Annotated in this window: 12 protein-coding genes; 4 read left to right on the top strand and 8 right to left on the bottom strand. The window is 70.3% G+C overall.

The genetic code is table 11. From position 1 onward, the window contains the following. Positions 1 to 6 precede the first annotated feature (6 nt). On the top strand, positions 7 to 885 hold the full coding sequence (locus ACIBQ1_RS47165; RefSeq protein WP_397287930.1) for a 4-hydroxy-tetrahydrodipicolinate synthase family protein: 879 nt from the start codon (positions 7 to 9) through the stop codon (positions 883 to 885). Here the strand turns inward: ACIBQ1_RS47165 and ACIBQ1_RS47160 are convergent. Beyond that, positions 847 to 1992, bottom strand: a complete 1146-nt coding sequence (locus tag ACIBQ1_RS47160) for an FAD-dependent oxidoreductase (protein ID WP_397287928.1) — start codon at positions 1990 to 1992, stop codon at positions 847 to 849. The two genes, ACIBQ1_RS47165 and ACIBQ1_RS47160, sit on opposite strands and share 39 nt — an antisense overlap. 51 nt (positions 1993 to 2043) lie before the next feature. Between ACIBQ1_RS47160 and ACIBQ1_RS47155 the strand changes: the two genes are divergently transcribed. Next, the gene (locus ACIBQ1_RS47155; protein ID WP_397287926.1) at positions 2044 to 2514 is read left to right on the top strand and encodes a MarR family winged helix-turn-helix transcriptional regulator; all 471 of its coding nucleotides are present in this window, start codon (positions 2044 to 2046) and stop codon (positions 2512 to 2514) included. A 192-nt stretch (positions 2515 to 2706) separates the two neighbouring features. On the opposite strand, the gene ACIBQ1_RS47150 is transcribed toward ACIBQ1_RS47155, so the two are convergent. The 3 genes from ACIBQ1_RS47150 to ACIBQ1_RS47140 are packed head-to-tail and all read right to left on the bottom strand — an operon-like array spanning position 2707 to position 10144. Further along, positions 2707 to 7512 carry a DNA repair ATPase gene (locus ACIBQ1_RS47150; protein WP_397287924.1) on the bottom strand — a complete coding sequence of 1602 codons (4806 nt, stop codon included), beginning with the start codon at positions 7510 to 7512 and terminating at the stop codon, positions 2707 to 2709. After that, positions 7509 to 9593: a flotillin family protein gene (locus ACIBQ1_RS47145; RefSeq protein WP_397287922.1), complete on the bottom strand. Its 2085-nt coding sequence runs from the start codon at positions 9591 to 9593 to the stop codon at positions 7509 to 7511. The genes ACIBQ1_RS47150 and ACIBQ1_RS47145 overlap by 4 nt, the downstream gene beginning before the upstream one ends. Next, positions 9593 to 10144 (bottom strand): hypothetical protein, encoded by a 552-nt coding sequence (locus tag ACIBQ1_RS47140; protein ID WP_397287920.1) that lies wholly within the window; start codon positions 10142 to 10144, stop codon positions 9593 to 9595. The genes ACIBQ1_RS47145 and ACIBQ1_RS47140 overlap by 1 nt, the downstream gene beginning before the upstream one ends. Positions 10145 to 10286: 142 nt before the next feature. On the opposite strand from ACIBQ1_RS47140, the gene ACIBQ1_RS47135 reads away from it, so the two are divergent. After that, complete coding sequence (locus ACIBQ1_RS47135) at positions 10287 to 11213, top strand: NADP-dependent oxidoreductase (RefSeq protein WP_397287918.1); 927 nt, start codon at positions 10287 to 10289, stop codon at positions 11211 to 11213. Here the strand turns inward: ACIBQ1_RS47135 and ACIBQ1_RS47130 are convergent. From ACIBQ1_RS47130 to ACIBQ1_RS47120, 3 genes are read right to left on the bottom strand one after another with little or no spacing between them, the layout of a single operon-like run. Next, positions 11201 to 12115 (bottom strand): aminoglycoside phosphotransferase family protein, encoded by a 915-nt coding sequence (locus tag ACIBQ1_RS47130; protein WP_397287916.1) that lies wholly within the window; start codon positions 12113 to 12115, stop codon positions 11201 to 11203. The genes ACIBQ1_RS47135 and ACIBQ1_RS47130 overlap by 13 nt on opposite strands. Positions 12116 to 12142: 27 nt before the next feature. Then, complete coding sequence (locus tag ACIBQ1_RS47125; protein WP_397287914.1) at positions 12143 to 13021, bottom strand: 1,4-dihydroxy-2-naphthoyl-CoA synthase; 879 nt, start codon at positions 13019 to 13021, stop codon at positions 12143 to 12145. A gap of 10 nt (positions 13022 to 13031) precedes the next feature. After that, complete coding sequence (locus ACIBQ1_RS47120; RefSeq protein ID WP_397287912.1) at positions 13032 to 13544, bottom strand: PadR family transcriptional regulator; 513 nt, start codon at positions 13542 to 13544, stop codon at positions 13032 to 13034. Between the two features lie 59 nt (positions 13545 to 13603). On the opposite strand from ACIBQ1_RS47120, the gene ACIBQ1_RS47115 reads away from it, so the two are divergent. Beyond that, on the top strand, positions 13604 to 14176 hold the full coding sequence (locus ACIBQ1_RS47115; protein WP_397287911.1) for a hypothetical protein: 573 nt from the start codon (positions 13604 to 13606) through the stop codon (positions 14174 to 14176). Here the strand turns inward: ACIBQ1_RS47115 and ACIBQ1_RS47110 are convergent. Continuing rightward, the gene (locus ACIBQ1_RS47110) at positions 14169 to 14501 is read right to left on the bottom strand and encodes a helix-turn-helix transcriptional regulator (protein WP_090938046.1); all 333 of its coding nucleotides are present in this window, start codon (positions 14499 to 14501) and stop codon (positions 14169 to 14171) included. The two genes, ACIBQ1_RS47115 and ACIBQ1_RS47110, sit on opposite strands and share 8 nt — an antisense overlap. Between the last annotated feature and the right edge of the window lie 52 nt (positions 14502 to 14553).

The following is a 14553-nucleotide window of genomic DNA, read 5'->3' as shown; positions in this document are numbered from 1 at the left end:
CGGAGCATGTTGAGAGGACTACACGTGCCGCTGGTCACCCCGTTCACCTCGTCGGGAGAGGTGGCCGTGGACGCGATCGAGAAGCTGGCCTCGGACTACCTCGACCAGGGGGCCGCCGGGCTGGTCGCGCTGGGCACGACGGGCGAGGTGGCGGCGCTCGACCCCGGCGAGCGGGCGCTGGTGATCGAGGCGTGCGCGCGGGTGTGCGCGGAGCGGCAGGCGCTGCTGACGGTGGGGGTGACGGGGAACGACACGCGTTCGACGGCCCGGGCTCTGCGGAGCCTGCCTTCCGGGGTGGGCGCCGCGCTGGTGACGGTGCCGTACTTCCTGCGGCCGGGCGAGCGCGGGGTGATCGCGCACTTCGAGGCGCTGGCGGAGGAGACGCCGGTGCCGCTGGTGATCTACCACATTCCGTACCGGACCGGTCAGGCGGTCGGCGCCGCGACGTTCCGGCACCTGGGCGCGCACCCGATGATCGCGGGCATGAAGTACTCGGTGGGCGGGATCGACCAGGACGCGGTGGATCTGCTGGGGGACCTGCCGGAGGGGTTCGAGGTGGTGGGGGGTGACGACGCGTTCATCTCGCCGCTGCTGGCGCTGGGCGCCGTCGGCGGGATCCTCGCCTCGGCCCACCTGGAGACCCGGAGCTACGTCGAGCTGGTGGACGCCTGGAACGCGGGCGACGCGGTCAGGGCGCGGGCGCTCGGGCACCGGCTGGCGCGGCTCTCGGCCGCGCTCTTCGCCGAGCCGAACCCCACCGTGATCAAGGGAGTGCTGCACGCCCAGGGGTTGATCCCGACCCCGGACGTGCGATTGCCGCTGGTCCCGGCCGGCGAGGCGGCGGTTTCACAGGCTCGCCTGATAGCGGTACATCCAGGCCAGTGACTCCTGGCTCGCGCTCTTCTTCAGGAAGAACGGCAGCATCAGGTCGCGGAACACCCGGGCGACCGGTCCCGCGGCCTTGTTGTTGCTGATCGTCCTGGAATACGCCACCACCCGCTCCACCCTGGGCCGCCGCTCGGCCTCGAACCGCGCGAACGCCTCCGTGTGGCTCCCGCTGTCGCGCAGGCACCTGGCCAGCACGACCGCGTCCTCGATGGCCAGCGAGGCGCCCTGGCCGGAGCTGGGCGAGGTGGCGTGCGCGGCGTCCCCGGTCAGCAGGACCCGGCCGCGGTGCCATATGGGCAGCGGCGGCAGGTCGTAGATCGGCGCCCCCGGATGCACGTCGCTGCGCCGGACGAGCTCGGCGGAGGAGTTCGCGTCGTCCTCGAACGCCCTGACCAGCACCGGCTTCCAGTCCTCCGGAACGTCGCCGAGCCGCCTGGGCAGGTTCGCGAACCACCAGGTCTCGCCCGACTCGGCCACCGTGTAGCCGAAGAACGCGCGCTTGCCGAAGACCATGTTGTACACGCCCGGCTCGCCGGGCATGCCGGTGTCCCGCACGATCCCGCCGAGACTGTAGAGGCCGCTGTAGCGGGGTGCCGGGGCCCCCGGGTCGAGGATCGCGCGGGTGCGCGAGTGCACGCCGTCGCATGCGATCAGCAAGTCGCCCGTCGCCTCCGTGCCGTCCTCGAACCTGGCCGTCACCCGCCTGCCGCTCTCGTCGTACGAGACCAGGCGCTTGCCGTACGTGATCTTGATGTCGTGCTGGGCGGCCTCGTCGCGGATGGTCCGGTAGAGGTCGGACCGCAGGACGGTGTGGCTCACGGTGCCGTCGTCGAGCCGCAGCCCGTTGGCCACCTCGCCCAGCCGCTTGCCGGTGCCGCTCCACATGACCATGCGCGGGGTGGGGATGGCCCGCGAAAGGATCTTGCGGTGCGCGCCCAGCACGCGGAGCGCGGCCAGGCCGTTGGAGGCGACGTTCAGGAACGAGCCCACGTCCTCCGCGCCCTGCCCGTACGCCTCGAAGATCTCGACGTCGATGCCCACCTCGCGCAGGGCCATCGCGGTGACGGGACCGCCGATGCCGCAGCCTATGATCAAAGCCTTCATGGTGATAACCTTTCGTTCGGCCAAACGAAATATATGCGAGAGGCTTCACCTGTGTCCAGAGATATTTCGGAGCGTCGAACGAATTTGCTGGAGGCGCTCGCCGCGGCGGGGCGGGAGAGCAGCAACGCCGCGGTGATGTTCCACACCGCGATGGGCGAGCGGCTGGGGCTCGGCATGACGGAGGAGAAGACCCTCGACCTGCTGCAACGCATGGGGCCGCTGACCGCGGGGGAGCTCGCCCAGCACGCGGGCCTGGCGCCGGCGACCGTCAGCGGGCTGATCGACCGGCTGGAGGCGAAGTGGCTGGTGCGGCGGGTACGCGACACGCGGGACCGGCGGCGCGTGATCGTGGAGATCAACTATGAGCAGCTGGCCGGGTTCAGCGAGCTCTTCGAGCCGTTCATGGCGGCGTTGGGGGAGTTGTACGAGCGGTACACGGATGAGGAGCTGGAGCTGATCCTCGACTACCTCACCCGCGCCACCACCCTCCAACGCGCGGCCACCCGCGACCTGACGACGTAGACGGGCTGGGGGAAGGCCCCTGCCGTCGGTGCTGCTGGGGGCCTCGCCCGTCGGCACCCATGAAGGAGTCCCTGCCGTCGGCCACCCACCCGCAGCCCCTGGGACGGCCACCCCGCACCCGGCCCACCGCGCGGCGCGCTGGGGCACCGCTGGCGGGTCGCCGCAAGAGTGCGCCCGGGGCGGACGTGGTGGTCAGCGGTCGGATTCGCGGATGGCGGTGCCGACCTCGCTCACGCGGTCGGCCAGGAGACCGAGGGCGCCGACGGCCCGGGTCATCGGGTCGTCGTCGGCGCCGCCCAGGGCCTTGGCCTTGAGGTAGGCGGTTTTGATCTCCGCCCAGCGTTCGGCCTGGGCCGGGGTGAGGCGGCCGCGCAGTTCGGCCAGCTTGAGCAGGTTCGCCTCGGCGTCCGTGGTCAGGGTCTGGGCCTCCCCGAGGTAGTGGTCGTCGATCACCGCTTCCAGCTCGGCGTCGTTCATGGCGGGGACGATGCGTTCCGCCAGCTTGTTCATGTTGCGGTAGGAGCCCTGCAGCCGGTACGGGGGCTCGGTGCGGGCCTCGTCGGACTGGGCGGCCGAGGCGATGTAGGCCTGGTTGTTGGCCAGCATGATCTCCTGGACGCGCACCAGCTTGGCCAGCACGCTGAGGATCTGGTCGAGCTCCGGCTTGCTGTACGGGTGGCGGAGCTGGTCGGGCTGGACGGTCGTGTCGCCCTTGGCGAGCCGTACGAGGAGCTCGACGTCCGCGCGGTCGCGGCCGGAGAGCGGCGCGAGCACCGGGTTGGAGGTCAGCGCGTTATCCACGTAGCTCAGCGCGAACAGGTCGTCCTTGCCCGACAGGACGTCGCCCAGGTTCCAGACGTCGGCCCGGTTGGCCAGCATGTCGGGGATGCGGAACCGCCGGCCGGACTCGGTGTACGGGTTGCCCGCCATGCACACTGCGAACCGCTTCCCGCGCAGGTCGTACGTGCGGGTGCGGCCATTCCACACACCCTCGATGCGGCGCTGGGCGTCACAGAGCGAGATGAACTTCTGCAGCAGCTCCGGCGAGGTGTGCTGGATGTCGTCGAGGTAGAGCAGCGTGTTGTTGCCGGTCTCCAGCGCGAACGAGATCTTCTCCACCTCCTGCCTGGCCGTCGCGTCGGGTGCGTCCGCCGGGTCCAGCGAGGTCACCTCGTGGCCCAGGGCCGGGCCGTTCACCTTGACGAACACCAGGCCCAGGCGGCTGGCCACGTACTCCATCAGGGTCGTCTTGCCGTAGCCGGGCGGTGAGATGAGCAGGAGGAGGCCCATCTGATCCGTACGCTTGCCCGCGCCCGCCGCGCCGAGCTGTTTGGCCAGGTTGTCGCCGATCAGCGGCAGGTACACCTCGTCGAGGAGACGGTTGCGGACGAAGGCGCTCATGACCTTGGGCTTGTACTCGTCCAGGCGCAGCCGCCGGCGCTCGGCCTCGACCAGCTCGCTCCTGCGGCGCTGGTACGCCCGGTACGCCGGGACCCGGTCCTGCCGGAAGTGGCGCGTCCTGGTGAGGATCTCGTCCAGCCGGAGGTCGAGTTTGCGGTCCTTGACGCGGGGATGGGTGCCCAGGAGGCCGTCCACGGTCTCCTGGGTGGCGGCGCTGGAGTCGTGGCGGGGGACGTCGCACAGCTGCACCGCGATGGCCTCCGCCACCTCGGGGCCCTGGTGGTAGGCGGCCATCCAGGCGTGGGCCAGTTGCAGGCGTTCGGGGAGCGGCACGCTCTTGAGCTCCTCCTCGAACTCACGCACCTTGGCGGGGCCCAGGGTCTTCCTGAACCCGTCGAGGAGGTCGCGCGCCGCCTTGCTGGTCACGAACCCGAACGGGCTGCCCCCGAGCTCCTCGACGAGGTACTCACCCGCGAGAAGCTCGCCCCCCGACCCCGGCGTGCTCGTACGGAGGCTCGTCATGAAGTGTGCGACCGACGTCCCCAGCTCGGTGGCCAGCGAGTCCAGGGCAGCGGTGGGGCCGAAGACGGCGCGGGCGCGGGCGAGCGACACGGCCCGCGTGGTGAATGTTTTACGTGAAACCTCGTCCACCCCGAACGCCCAGAACAGCTGCGCCGCCGCCCGCACCTCCGCCGGGTATCGCAGCAACCCGGCCCCCGACCGCAGCCGGACCAGCACGTCCAGGATGGCCGTGGCGTCGTGGTCGTGGACCCCGCGCTCGTACCCCTCGTCATAGCGCGACTCCACCGCCTGCCGCACCGCGTCCTCAAGAGCGGCCCCAGGGGCGAGGGAGTCCAGGAGCGAGGCGGCCAGGTGCTCGCCCCGGTACACCTCGGGCGTCTCCGACACCAGCAGCTGGTCCCAGAAGGGCCGGGTGTCGGCGAACGAGGCGGGCACCGGTGAGCGGTAGTCGGTTCCGGTGATCGCGAAGTACATGGACTGGTCGTGCGGCACCAGCGTCAGGTCGATGGGCTGGGTGTTGACGGCGAAGCGGTGGTGGCCGAGCCGGAGCGTCTCCCCGCCGTCGGAGAAGAGGTCGAGGCGATCGCGAAGGGCCCGTCCCGCCTCCTGCTGGGCGGACTTGACGCGCCCGTCCAGCTCCTCCGCCCGTACGGCGTCCCCGAGCGCGCGCAGCTCGGTGGCGGCCGAGCGGATCTTGGCCACCATCGGGTCGGTGGCGAAGTACGTGTTGACCTCGTCCAGGGAGCCGAGGGAGCCGAGGCGGCGCGTGATGCTGCCCAGGATGCGCTCGGCGGAGGCGAAGACGCGGTCGGCACGCCGGGCGAGGTCGTCGAGCTGGGTCTGCTTGCGGGCCGAGAACGCCTCGTAGACGTCCTCCCGCTTGGCCGACAGCTGCGCCGCGAAGTCGTCGAACTCCCCGAAGCGCGACTCCAGGGTCTCCAGCTGGAGCATCAGCCGGCCGAGCTGTTCGTCGCACTTGGCCGGGGTGTCCGCCATGGCCAGCGCGCCCGTGATGGCCTGGCCGAGCAGGGCGAACTCGGCGGCGAACGCGGCCCGCCCCTCCGTCCCCAGCAGCTCGCGCCGGCGCCCGTCCAGGAGGGCGCGGGCCCGGTTCACCCCGCCGAGTACCTCGGCGATCCGGCCGAGGATGGAGGTGCGCACGGTGGCGTCGGCGATGTCCAGCGAGCCGACGACCTCCGTCACCACCTCCAGCCCCTCCGCCTGCGCGGCCAGCCGGTCCGCCACGGGGGCGGCCTCCGCGACCGTGCCGATCGCCGCCGCGGCGGTGGCGAGCTGCTCGACGGCCGCGTGGTAGGCGGTGAACGCGTCCGCGCCCCGCAGGAAGTCGACCGCCCGCCGGCCGACGGACGCGAGCTCCTCCGCCACGGAAGAGGACAGCGCGTCCAGGCCGGCCAGGTCGATGTAGCGGGTCTCGCGCAACGTCACCAGACGGCCCTGGGCCCGGCGCAGCGTGGCCAGCAGGTCGACCCAGGCGTCCGCGCTGACCGGACTGCCGGCCCGCGCCTCGCGTACGAGATGGGTGGTCTCCTCGGCGGCGGTGGCGAGCGCGGCGGCGGCCTGGCGGGTGAGCAGCTCGACGTTCTCGTACTCGTCCAGCACCTGCTCGGCGGTGGCCCGCACGTCGGCGAGCGGCCCGCTCAGGCCGTGCTCCGCCAGCCAGTGGTAGGAGTCGAACGTCCGCGTGCAGGCCGCGATCAGCCCCTCGAACGTCCCCGCCGAAGCCGCCATCTCCTCGACCATCCGCGAGACGGACAGACTGTCGGAGATACCGCGCACCAGTTCCGCGTTGCCGATGCGCTCCAGCGGCCCCGTCCCGGTGGGCTGGGCGGCGGCGTAGGTGTCGGAGACGTACGGCGTCTGCCAGACCTGCATCGGGTGCACCCGGGTCGGCTCGTCGGAGGTCGCGCGGAAGACCACCATCGTGCCGTCGTCGAACAGCGAGTACCCGTGGCACACGATGGGGTTGGCGACCTCCTTCCTGATCACGTTGTACGGCAGCAGCAGCGACCGCCCGTCGCCCCTGGCGTGGAAGACGTACAGGACGTCCTCGCCGTTGGGCGAGCGGACCACCCGCTCGAACTCCAGGTCCGTCACGTCCGTGTCGAACGTCTTGCTGACCCCGGTCGTCAGGTAGTAGCCGCCGGGGAAGATCAGCCCCTGGTCCTCGGGCAGGCGCTGGCACGCCTGGCCGAGGCCGTCGAGCCTGATCACGGCCTTGGTGCGGGTGTTGAAGACCAGGTGGCGCCGATCGGTCTCCTTGTACGGCCTGATGCGCATGAGGATGAGCGGCCCCACCCTGGCGTACTCGACGTCGGCGTCCGCCAGGCTCTGCAGCTGTTCGGCGACCGGCTCGGCGTAGATGCCGGCGCCGCTCTCCGTGTTGTTCTCGATTTTGATGGTCAGGTCGCCGCCGACCGTCTCGACGAACACCTCGCCGCCGATCGAGATGTGCGGGTGCCGCCCGAGCACGTGGTCGTCGCGCGTGGTCGGCGTCCACTCGAAGTCGTGGGACGGGGGGAAGGCGTGGTCACGCTCCCCCCGGTTGTCCTGATATTTCGGGACCCCGCCGTTGTCGACCGTCCACCGCAGCACCCGCAGGTCCGCCGGACCCGTCTGGAACACCGCCAGCAGCTTGCCCTCGACCCGCCGGAGCTGCTGCAGCCTGGTCTCCTTGTAGTACCGGTACAGCTCGGCGAAGTCCTTCTTGAACGCCTGGTCGTCCAGCGTCTCCAGCTTGTCGGCGTCGAACCTGAACGCGTCGCCGTCCCGGGAGAACCGGTGCACCGCGAACACGTCCGCCACCGCCGTCTCCGGCTTGAGGCCGATGAAGACGTTGTAGCCGAAGAGCATCACGTCGCCCAGGGAGACGATGTCCTTGGGGACGCAGTTGTTCTCCGTGCGGATCCGCTCGGTGCCCAGCAGGCGCAGCTCCGCGCCGCCGAACACCTTCAGCCGCGCCCCGTTGAGCGCCTCGGCCGCCGCCGTCAGGGCCTTGGCCTGGGCCTGGAGCCGATTCCTGAGGACCTCGTAGGTCCCTGCCTCCAGGTCGTTCACCGAAGAGCCGCCACCGGGGAGTCGGCCACGCCCAGCCTGCGGGCCGTCTCCAGCAGCTCGCCGAGCGCCGTCGTCTGCGGGCCGCCGTCCTGGATGAGCCGCATGAGGAGGGCGGAGACGGTCAGGTTCTTGATGTCCTCGGTACGCACGCCGCCGATCACGTCCGCCAGGTCGGCCGCCAGGCTGGCCGAGCCGTTCACGTACGGCGAGACCAGCGCGCCCGCGACCTCGGAGTGGCCCACGAAGCCGTCGACCACCTTGCCCGCGGTGATGGACCCGACCACCTTGTCGAAGAACATCGTGTCGCCGCCGACGATGTCGATGTTCGCCTTGGCGAGACCGGCGGCCAGCACGCTCGCCTGCGACTCCGCCACATGCCGCGACACGTCGATGTGCTTGAGCCTGATCTCCTTGTCGGCCTCCAGGCGCAGGCGGTACTCCTCGTGCGCCCTGCTGGCCTCGTCCAGCGCCGCCATCGCGGCCGCCTTCTGCGTGAGACCCTCGGCCTCGGCCTTGAGCTTCTCGCCCACCGCGGCCGCCCCGGCCAGCGCCATGGCCTGCTCGCCCTCGGCCTGCGCCTTGAGCCGGTCGCCTTCGACCAGCGCCATGGACCTGGCGCCATCGGCCTCGGCGGCCAGCCGCTCCTTCAGCACCAGCGCCTCAGCGCGGCCCACCTTCTCGATGGCCTCGGCGTCGCGCTCCTTGACCTGCACCTGCGCCAGCCCGGCCGCGGCCGACTCGGCCTGGACGCCCTCGGCCAGCCGGATCTTGGCCCGGGTCTCCAGCTCGGCGGCCTGCTGCCTGGCCTCGGCGAGCACGAGCTCCTCGCGCGCCTTGAACTTGGACGCGGCCTCCGCGGCCTCGGCCGCCTTGATGTCCTTGACCAGGTTCTCCTGGGCCTCGGCCTCGGCGGCGATGATCACCTGCTGGCGGGTGCGCTCGGCCTCCTCGACCACGCGCAGCCGCTTGATGCTCTCCTCCTGCTCGGCCACGGTCTTGTCGACCGCGATGCGCTCGCGGATGACCTCGGCGATGGCCCGCTTCTCGGTCTCGACCTCTTTGTCCTTGGCGATGCGCGACAGCTCGGTCTCCCGCTCGCGGGCGATGACCTCCAGCACGCGGTCCTTCTCGATCCGCTCGGACTCGATGGCGATCACGCGCTCGCGGTTCTTCTCGGCGACGGCGATCTCGCGGGCCCTGTTCTCGTTCTGCACGCCGAGCTGCTCGTCGGTCTTGAGGTGCGCGGCCTGGGCACGCAGCCGCTCCTCGGCCTGCACGCGGGCGATCTCCGCCTCCTCGCGGGCCTTGACGGTCTCGATCTCGCGCTTCTGCTTCAGCTCGGCGTCGGTCTGGCGGCGCTGCAGTTCGAGGATGGCCTCGCGGGCGTCCACGTTCTGGCGGGTGATCTCCTTCTCCTCGTTGCGCTGGAACTCGTTGGTGCGCACGTGCTCGATCGCCGTCAGCTCGGTGATCTTGCGGATGCCCTGCGCGTCGAGGATGTTGCTCTTGTCGAGCTGCATCAGCGAGGTCTGTTCGAGGTAGTCGATGGCGGCGTCCTCAAGGCTGTAGCCGTTCAGGTCGGTGCCGATGAGCCGGACGATCTCGTCCCTGAACTCGTCGCGCTTGGTGTAGAGGTCCACGAAGTCGAGCTGCTTGCCGGCCGTCTTGAGCGCCTCGGAGAACTTCGCGCTGAACAGCTCCTGCAGCGTGGACTCGTCACTGGCGCGTACGGTGCCGATGGCCTGGGCGACCTTGATGACGTCCTCGGCGGTCTTGTTGACGCGGACGAAGAACGTGATCTTGATGTCGGCCCTGATGTTGTCCTGGCAGATCAGCCCCTCGCGGCCGGTCCGCTCGATCTCGATGGTCTTGACCGAGATGTCCATGATCTCGGCCTTGTGGACGACAGGTAAGACGACGGCGCCCGTGAACGTCACGTCCACTTTGTTGACCTTGGAGACGATCAGTGCCTTGCCCTGCTCCACCTTGCGGAAAAGGCGGCCGATGACGAGGAGCAGGCCAATCACGATGACCAGGATGACGGCGAGGAATATGCCGAATCCGGTGGAGATGACGTCCATCAGTGCTCACTTTCGTAGGGCATGACCCAGAAGAATTCGCCGTCTTTGTCGTATTCGAAGATGAGTGCGTTGTCGCCGCGGGCGAGCCGGTCCTTGCCGGTCGTGCGTACCTGCACGACCGCGGACGAGCCATCGGCGGCGGTGACCTCGGCCTGGCCGAAGTCGGGGGTGGCCGCACCGGTGCGGATCACGCACATCTGGCCGACGAAGTCGCCCCGCGAGTGCCGGTCCCCGGCGGGGAACAGCCTGCGCAGCGGGCCCAGCAGGCCACGGACGGCCAGCCAGGCCCCGCCCAGTGCGGCGAAGGGGACGGCGATGAGCAGGCCGCTACTCGCCACCACGCTGCCTATCAGGCAGAGCAACCAGGCCAGGGCAATCAACAGCGAAAGCACGATCCCGGCCGGTACTCCCCCGAGGCCCAGCCAGGTGGCGTCATCTTCCAGTTCGAACAGCCCGGTGATCACGGTCAGCCAATAACCGATGACCACGACGAGAAGGAAAGTGAAAATGACTGTCGGAAAGCTCAGTACGGTGTCTAAGAACTCGGTCATCCCGCCTCGTGTGCCCATCCCCCGTTGATGTCCTGACGGACTATATACAGATAAAGCGTGACTAAAGCGGAAAGTTCCCGAAGAGTCTGGCAAATTTCTCCGGCTTGACCTCTACTTAGGTTGAGGTTGCACGCTTGGGCTCATGACTGAGGTGATGAGAGCCGCGGCCTTCGCCGAGCCTGGCGGCCCTGAGGTTCTGAAGGTGATGGAGCTGCCCGCGCCGCAGGCGGGTCCCGGTGAGGTGCGGGTGCGGGTCCACGCGGCCGGCGTGCAGCCGTTCGACGCGGCCGTACGAGCAGGGTGGATGCCGGCGTACATCGCCGAGGCCCCCTTCCCCCGCATCCCGGGCAACGAGTTCGCGGGCGTGGTGGACCAGGTCGGCGACGAGGTGAGCGGGGTGTCCGTAGGGGAGGAGGTGCTCGGGTTCTCGGTGCTGCATGCGTACGCCGAGTACGTCGTGGTGCCGGGGACGAACGTGGCGCCCAAGCCCGCGGAGGTGCCGTGGGAGGTCGCCGGCGGGCTGACCTCGGGCGTGCAGACCGCCGAGCTGGCGATCGACGGGATCGACCTGGCGGAGGGCGAGACGCTGCTCGTGCACGGCGCGGCGGGGTCCGTGGGCACGGCGGCGGTGCAGATCGCCCGGCGGCGCGGGGCCACCGTGATCGGCACGGCCCGCGAGGCCAACCACGCCTACCTGCGCGAGCTCGGGGCCGTCCCGGTGGTCTACGGCGAAGGGCTCGCCGACCGGGTACGCGCGCTCGCCCCGAACGGTGTGGACGCCGCGCTGGACGGGGCCGGCGGCCACGCGCTGGAGGTCTCGATCGAGCTGGTCAAGGACCGGAGCCGGATCGTCACGCTGGTCGAGCACGGCAAGGCGGCCGAGCTGGGCGTGCGGCTGGTCCAGGGGCAGCGCTCAGCCGAGCGGCTCGGGCGCTACGCCCGCCTGTACGCCGAGGGCGCCTTCACGTTCGCGGTGCGCAGGACGTACCGGTTGGAGGACGCGGCGGAGGCGCACCGGGAGATCGAGGCCGGCCACGGCCGGGGCAAGATCGTCCTTCAGATCCGCTGACGCACGGCGTCGGCGACGGCGAGGCCGACCTCGTTGAGCTCGGTCTCGCCGCCCTCGACGTCCCACAGGGCGTTCTGCAGCACCCGGCCGAGCGTCCAGCCGGCCGAGCGCCGGGGGTCGAGGCCGAGCCGGTCCACCATGAGGTCGAAGCGGCGCAGCACGGCCCGCCGCACGTCGCCGGACCCGACCACCGCGTCCCAGCGGTTGTGCAGGGCGGGCAGCAGGTCGAACCCCGGGTCGCCCGCCAGGGGCTTGGGGTCGATGCTCAGCCACGGCTCCCGGCCGGCGGCCAGCACGTTGTCGTAGTGCAGGTCCCAGTGCAGCAGCCGGTCGCCCGGCTCGGAGACGAGCTCGCCGACGGCGCCCGCGCAGTAGCGCATCCAGTGGCGGTCGCTCTCTCGCGACAGCTTCGCCACGGCGTCGTCCACGTCGTCCAGCATCGCCCGGGCGATGTCGGCCAGGCGGCGCATCCCCTCGGGCGCCGGGTAGGACACCAGGCGGGCCAGCAGGTCCGCGAGGATGTCCAGGGCCTTCATGTCGTCCGGCAGGCCGGACAGGGACCGGTCGGCCTCCAGCCGTTCGAGCAGCAGGGTGCCGGTCCCGGGGTCGGAGTCGAGCAGCAGCACCGACCCGTCACCGGCCCAGGTGCGCAGGCCGGGGGCCTCGGTGACGTTCTCGTCGGTGACGGGCTGGAGCTTGAGCGCCGCCTTCGCGCCGTCCTCGCGTACGACGGGCAGCACGAGCGACACCACCCCGTGCCTGGGCTCCCCGTCGAGCCGCAGCCCCCACTCCTCCAGGTAACGCTCGGCCAGCGCGGGCAGCCCGGCAGACCAGGCGCGACCGGCCTCCCCGTCATGTTTCACGTGAGACGCGGTCAACGCCGGCGGCACCTTGATCCTCATGCCCCCAGTCTGCCCGGGGGCGGCGGCTCAGTAGTGCCAGGGGAAGGGCGACCAGTCGGGCGCGCGCTTCTCCAGGAACGAGTCGCGGCCCTCGGCCGCCTCCTCCGTCATGTAGGCCAGCCGCGTCGCCTCGCCCGCGAACACCTGCTGCCCGACCAGCCCGTCGTCGATCGCGTTGAAGGCGAACTTGAGCATGCGCTGCGCCGTCGGCGACTTGCCGTTGATCTTGCGGGCCCACTCCAGGGCTGTGCGCTCCAGTTCCTCGTGCGGGACGACGGCGTTGACCATGCCCATGCGGTGCGCGTCGGCCGCCGTGTAGGTGTCGCCGAGGAAGAAGATCTCGCGGGCGAACTTCTGCCCGACCTGCCGCGCGAGATAGGCCGAGCCGAAGCCGCCGTCGAAGCTGGCCACGTCGGCGTCGGTCTGCTTGAAGCGGGCGTGCTCGGCGCTGGCCAGTGTGAGATCGGCCACGACGTGCAGGCTGTGGCCGCCGCCCGCGGCCCAGCCGGGCACCACGCAGATCACGATCTTGGGCATGAACCGGATGAGCCGCTGCACCTCCAGGATGTGCAGCCGTCCGGTGGACGCCGAGCCGTCGGCGTACTGGTAGCCGTCCTTGCCCCTGATGCGCTGGTCGCCGCCGGAGCAGAAAGCCCACCCGCCGTCCTTGGGCGAGGGGCCGTTGCCGGTGAGCAGCACGCAGCCGACGTCGGTGGTCTGCCTGGCGTGGTCGAGCGCGCGGTAGAGCTCGTCGACGGTCTGGGGGCGGAACGCGTTGCGCACCTCGGGGCGGTTGAACGCGATCCGCACCGTGCCCTGGTCGACCGCCCGGTGGTAGGTGATGTCGGTGAAGTCGAATCCCTCGACCGCCTGCCACGCCTTGGGATCGAACAGCTCGGAGACCATGCGGCAGAGCCTAACGGATCTGCCCTTCGGCCCATTCGGCCCACTCCCGCTGGGCCCGGCCCAGGCGCAGGCCGTACTCGAGGCTGATCCGGCCGTACGCCGAGAGGTTGTCCTCGCGGTTCTCCAGGAACTCGCGGATGCCCTCCAGGTGCTCCACGTGCTTGCGCACGTGCTCGGCCTGGTGGCGGAGGTACGCGCGGGCCTGCTCGGGCGAGACCTGGGCCAGGAAGAACACGCGGAGCAGCATGTCGCTGCGCAGGACCCTGGTCGGCTCGACGTCGGTGATCCAGCGGCGCAGCTCGGCCAGGCCCTCCCCGGTGATCGCGTACTCCTTGCGGCCGCGCGGGCCCTCCGCCGACACGTCCACCAGGCCCGCCTCGGCCAGCTTGCCCAGCTCCGAGTAGAGCTGGCTCTGCGTGGCCGGCCAGACGTTGGACAGCGAGATGTCGAACATCTTCAGCAGGTCGTATCCGCTCGCGGGCCCCTCGGAGAGCAGCCCCAGCAGGGCGTGTCGAAGACTCATATTCCTATATTGACATATCGGCTTAGGAAGTTCTAGCTTCGACATGTCACTTTAGGAATGTGAAAGGACACCTCGCCATGCGCGGCCTGCTCGGGTTCCTGCCCTGGATCGTCTACGCGGTCATCGCCACCAGTGACGAGTGGCGCTGGGGCGCCATCACCGGGCTCGTCATCGCCCTCGCCCTGGTCGTCATCGACCGCAGGGCGGGCAAGGCCTGGGACGAGATGGTGATCGAGAGCAGCGCGGCGCTGTTCTTCGCCGGCCTCACGGCGCTGTCGCTGGTGGCCCCGCACTCGCCGCTCACGCCGTACGGACCCGCGCTGGTCAACGTCTGGCTGGCCGGCACCGCCTGGGGCTCGCTGGCCATCCGCAGGCCCTTCACGCTCGGCATCGCGCGCACGATGGCGCCGAAGGAGGTCTGGGAGACCCCGCGGTTCTACCGCGTCAACGCGATCATCACCGCGGTCTGGGCGGCGGCCTTCACCGTCGCCGCGGTCTCCCTCACCCTCGTGCTGTCCGTCTCACCTCACGCGACGACGCTGGTCGTCGCCATCAAGGTGCTCTCATTCGTATTGCCCGCCGGCTTCACGGCCTGGTATCCCGAGCGCGTGCGGCAGGCGCCGGCTAGGTGACCTCCGCTCGCAGCTCCGCGAGCAGCTCGCCCTGGTCGGCGAGCATGTCGGTGAGAATCCTGCGGGCAGCCCCAAGCAAGTCGGCCAGCTCGGGAGTGGCCAGTGTGTAGACGACGGTGCTGCCCTCGCGAATCGCGCTCACGATCCCCGCTCTGCGCAGGACGGCGAGCTGCTGGGAGAGGCTCGAGGCCTCGATGTCGATCTGGGCCAGCAGATCCCGGACGGGAAGCGGCCCTTCCTGGAGTAGCTCCAACACTCGGATGCGAGCGGGGTGGCCGAGCGTTCTGAAGAAGTCGGCCTTGGCCTGGTGGACCTCCACGTGCATATAGCCCAGACTAATCCAGCGCAGTTGCATAATTCTTCAAGTCGTAACGTAG

It is taken from the genome of Nonomuraea sp. NPDC050153 (assembly GCF_044460125.1).
Lineage (GTDB): Bacteria > Actinomycetota > Actinomycetes > Streptosporangiales > Streptosporangiaceae > Nonomuraea.
This window is presented reverse-complemented; position numbering and strand designations above follow the sequence as displayed.

Coding starts and splice junctions, on each gene's coding strand:
- ACIBQ1_RS47165 (WP_397287930.1), top strand. CDS start 7: ATGTTGAGAGGACTACACGTGCCGCTGGTCACCCCGTTCACCTCGTCG.
- ACIBQ1_RS47160 (WP_397287928.1), bottom strand. CDS start 1,992: ATGAAGGCTTTGATCATAGGCTGCGGCATCGGCGGTCCCGTCACCGCG.
- ACIBQ1_RS47145 (WP_397287922.1), bottom strand. CDS start 9,593: ATGGACGTCATCTCCACCGGATTCGGCATATTCCTCGCCGTCATCCTG.
- ACIBQ1_RS47140 (WP_397287920.1), bottom strand. CDS start 10,144: ATGACCGAGTTCTTAGACACCGTACTGAGCTTTCCGACAGTCATTTTC.
- ACIBQ1_RS47135 (WP_397287918.1), top strand. CDS start 10,287: ATGACTGAGGTGATGAGAGCCGCGGCCTTCGCCGAGCCTGGCGGCCCT.
- ACIBQ1_RS47130 (WP_397287916.1), bottom strand. CDS start 12,115: ATGAGGATCAAGGTGCCGCCGGCGTTGACCGCGTCTCACGTGAAACAT.
- ACIBQ1_RS47125 (WP_397287914.1), bottom strand. CDS start 13,021: ATGGTCTCCGAGCTGTTCGATCCCAAGGCGTGGCAGGCGGTCGAGGGA.
- ACIBQ1_RS47120 (WP_397287912.1), bottom strand. CDS start 13,544: ATGAGTCTTCGACACGCCCTGCTGGGGCTGCTCTCCGAGGGGCCCGCG.
- ACIBQ1_RS47110 (WP_090938046.1), bottom strand. CDS start 14,501: ATGCACGTGGAGGTCCACCAGGCCAAGGCCGACTTCTTCAGAACGCTC.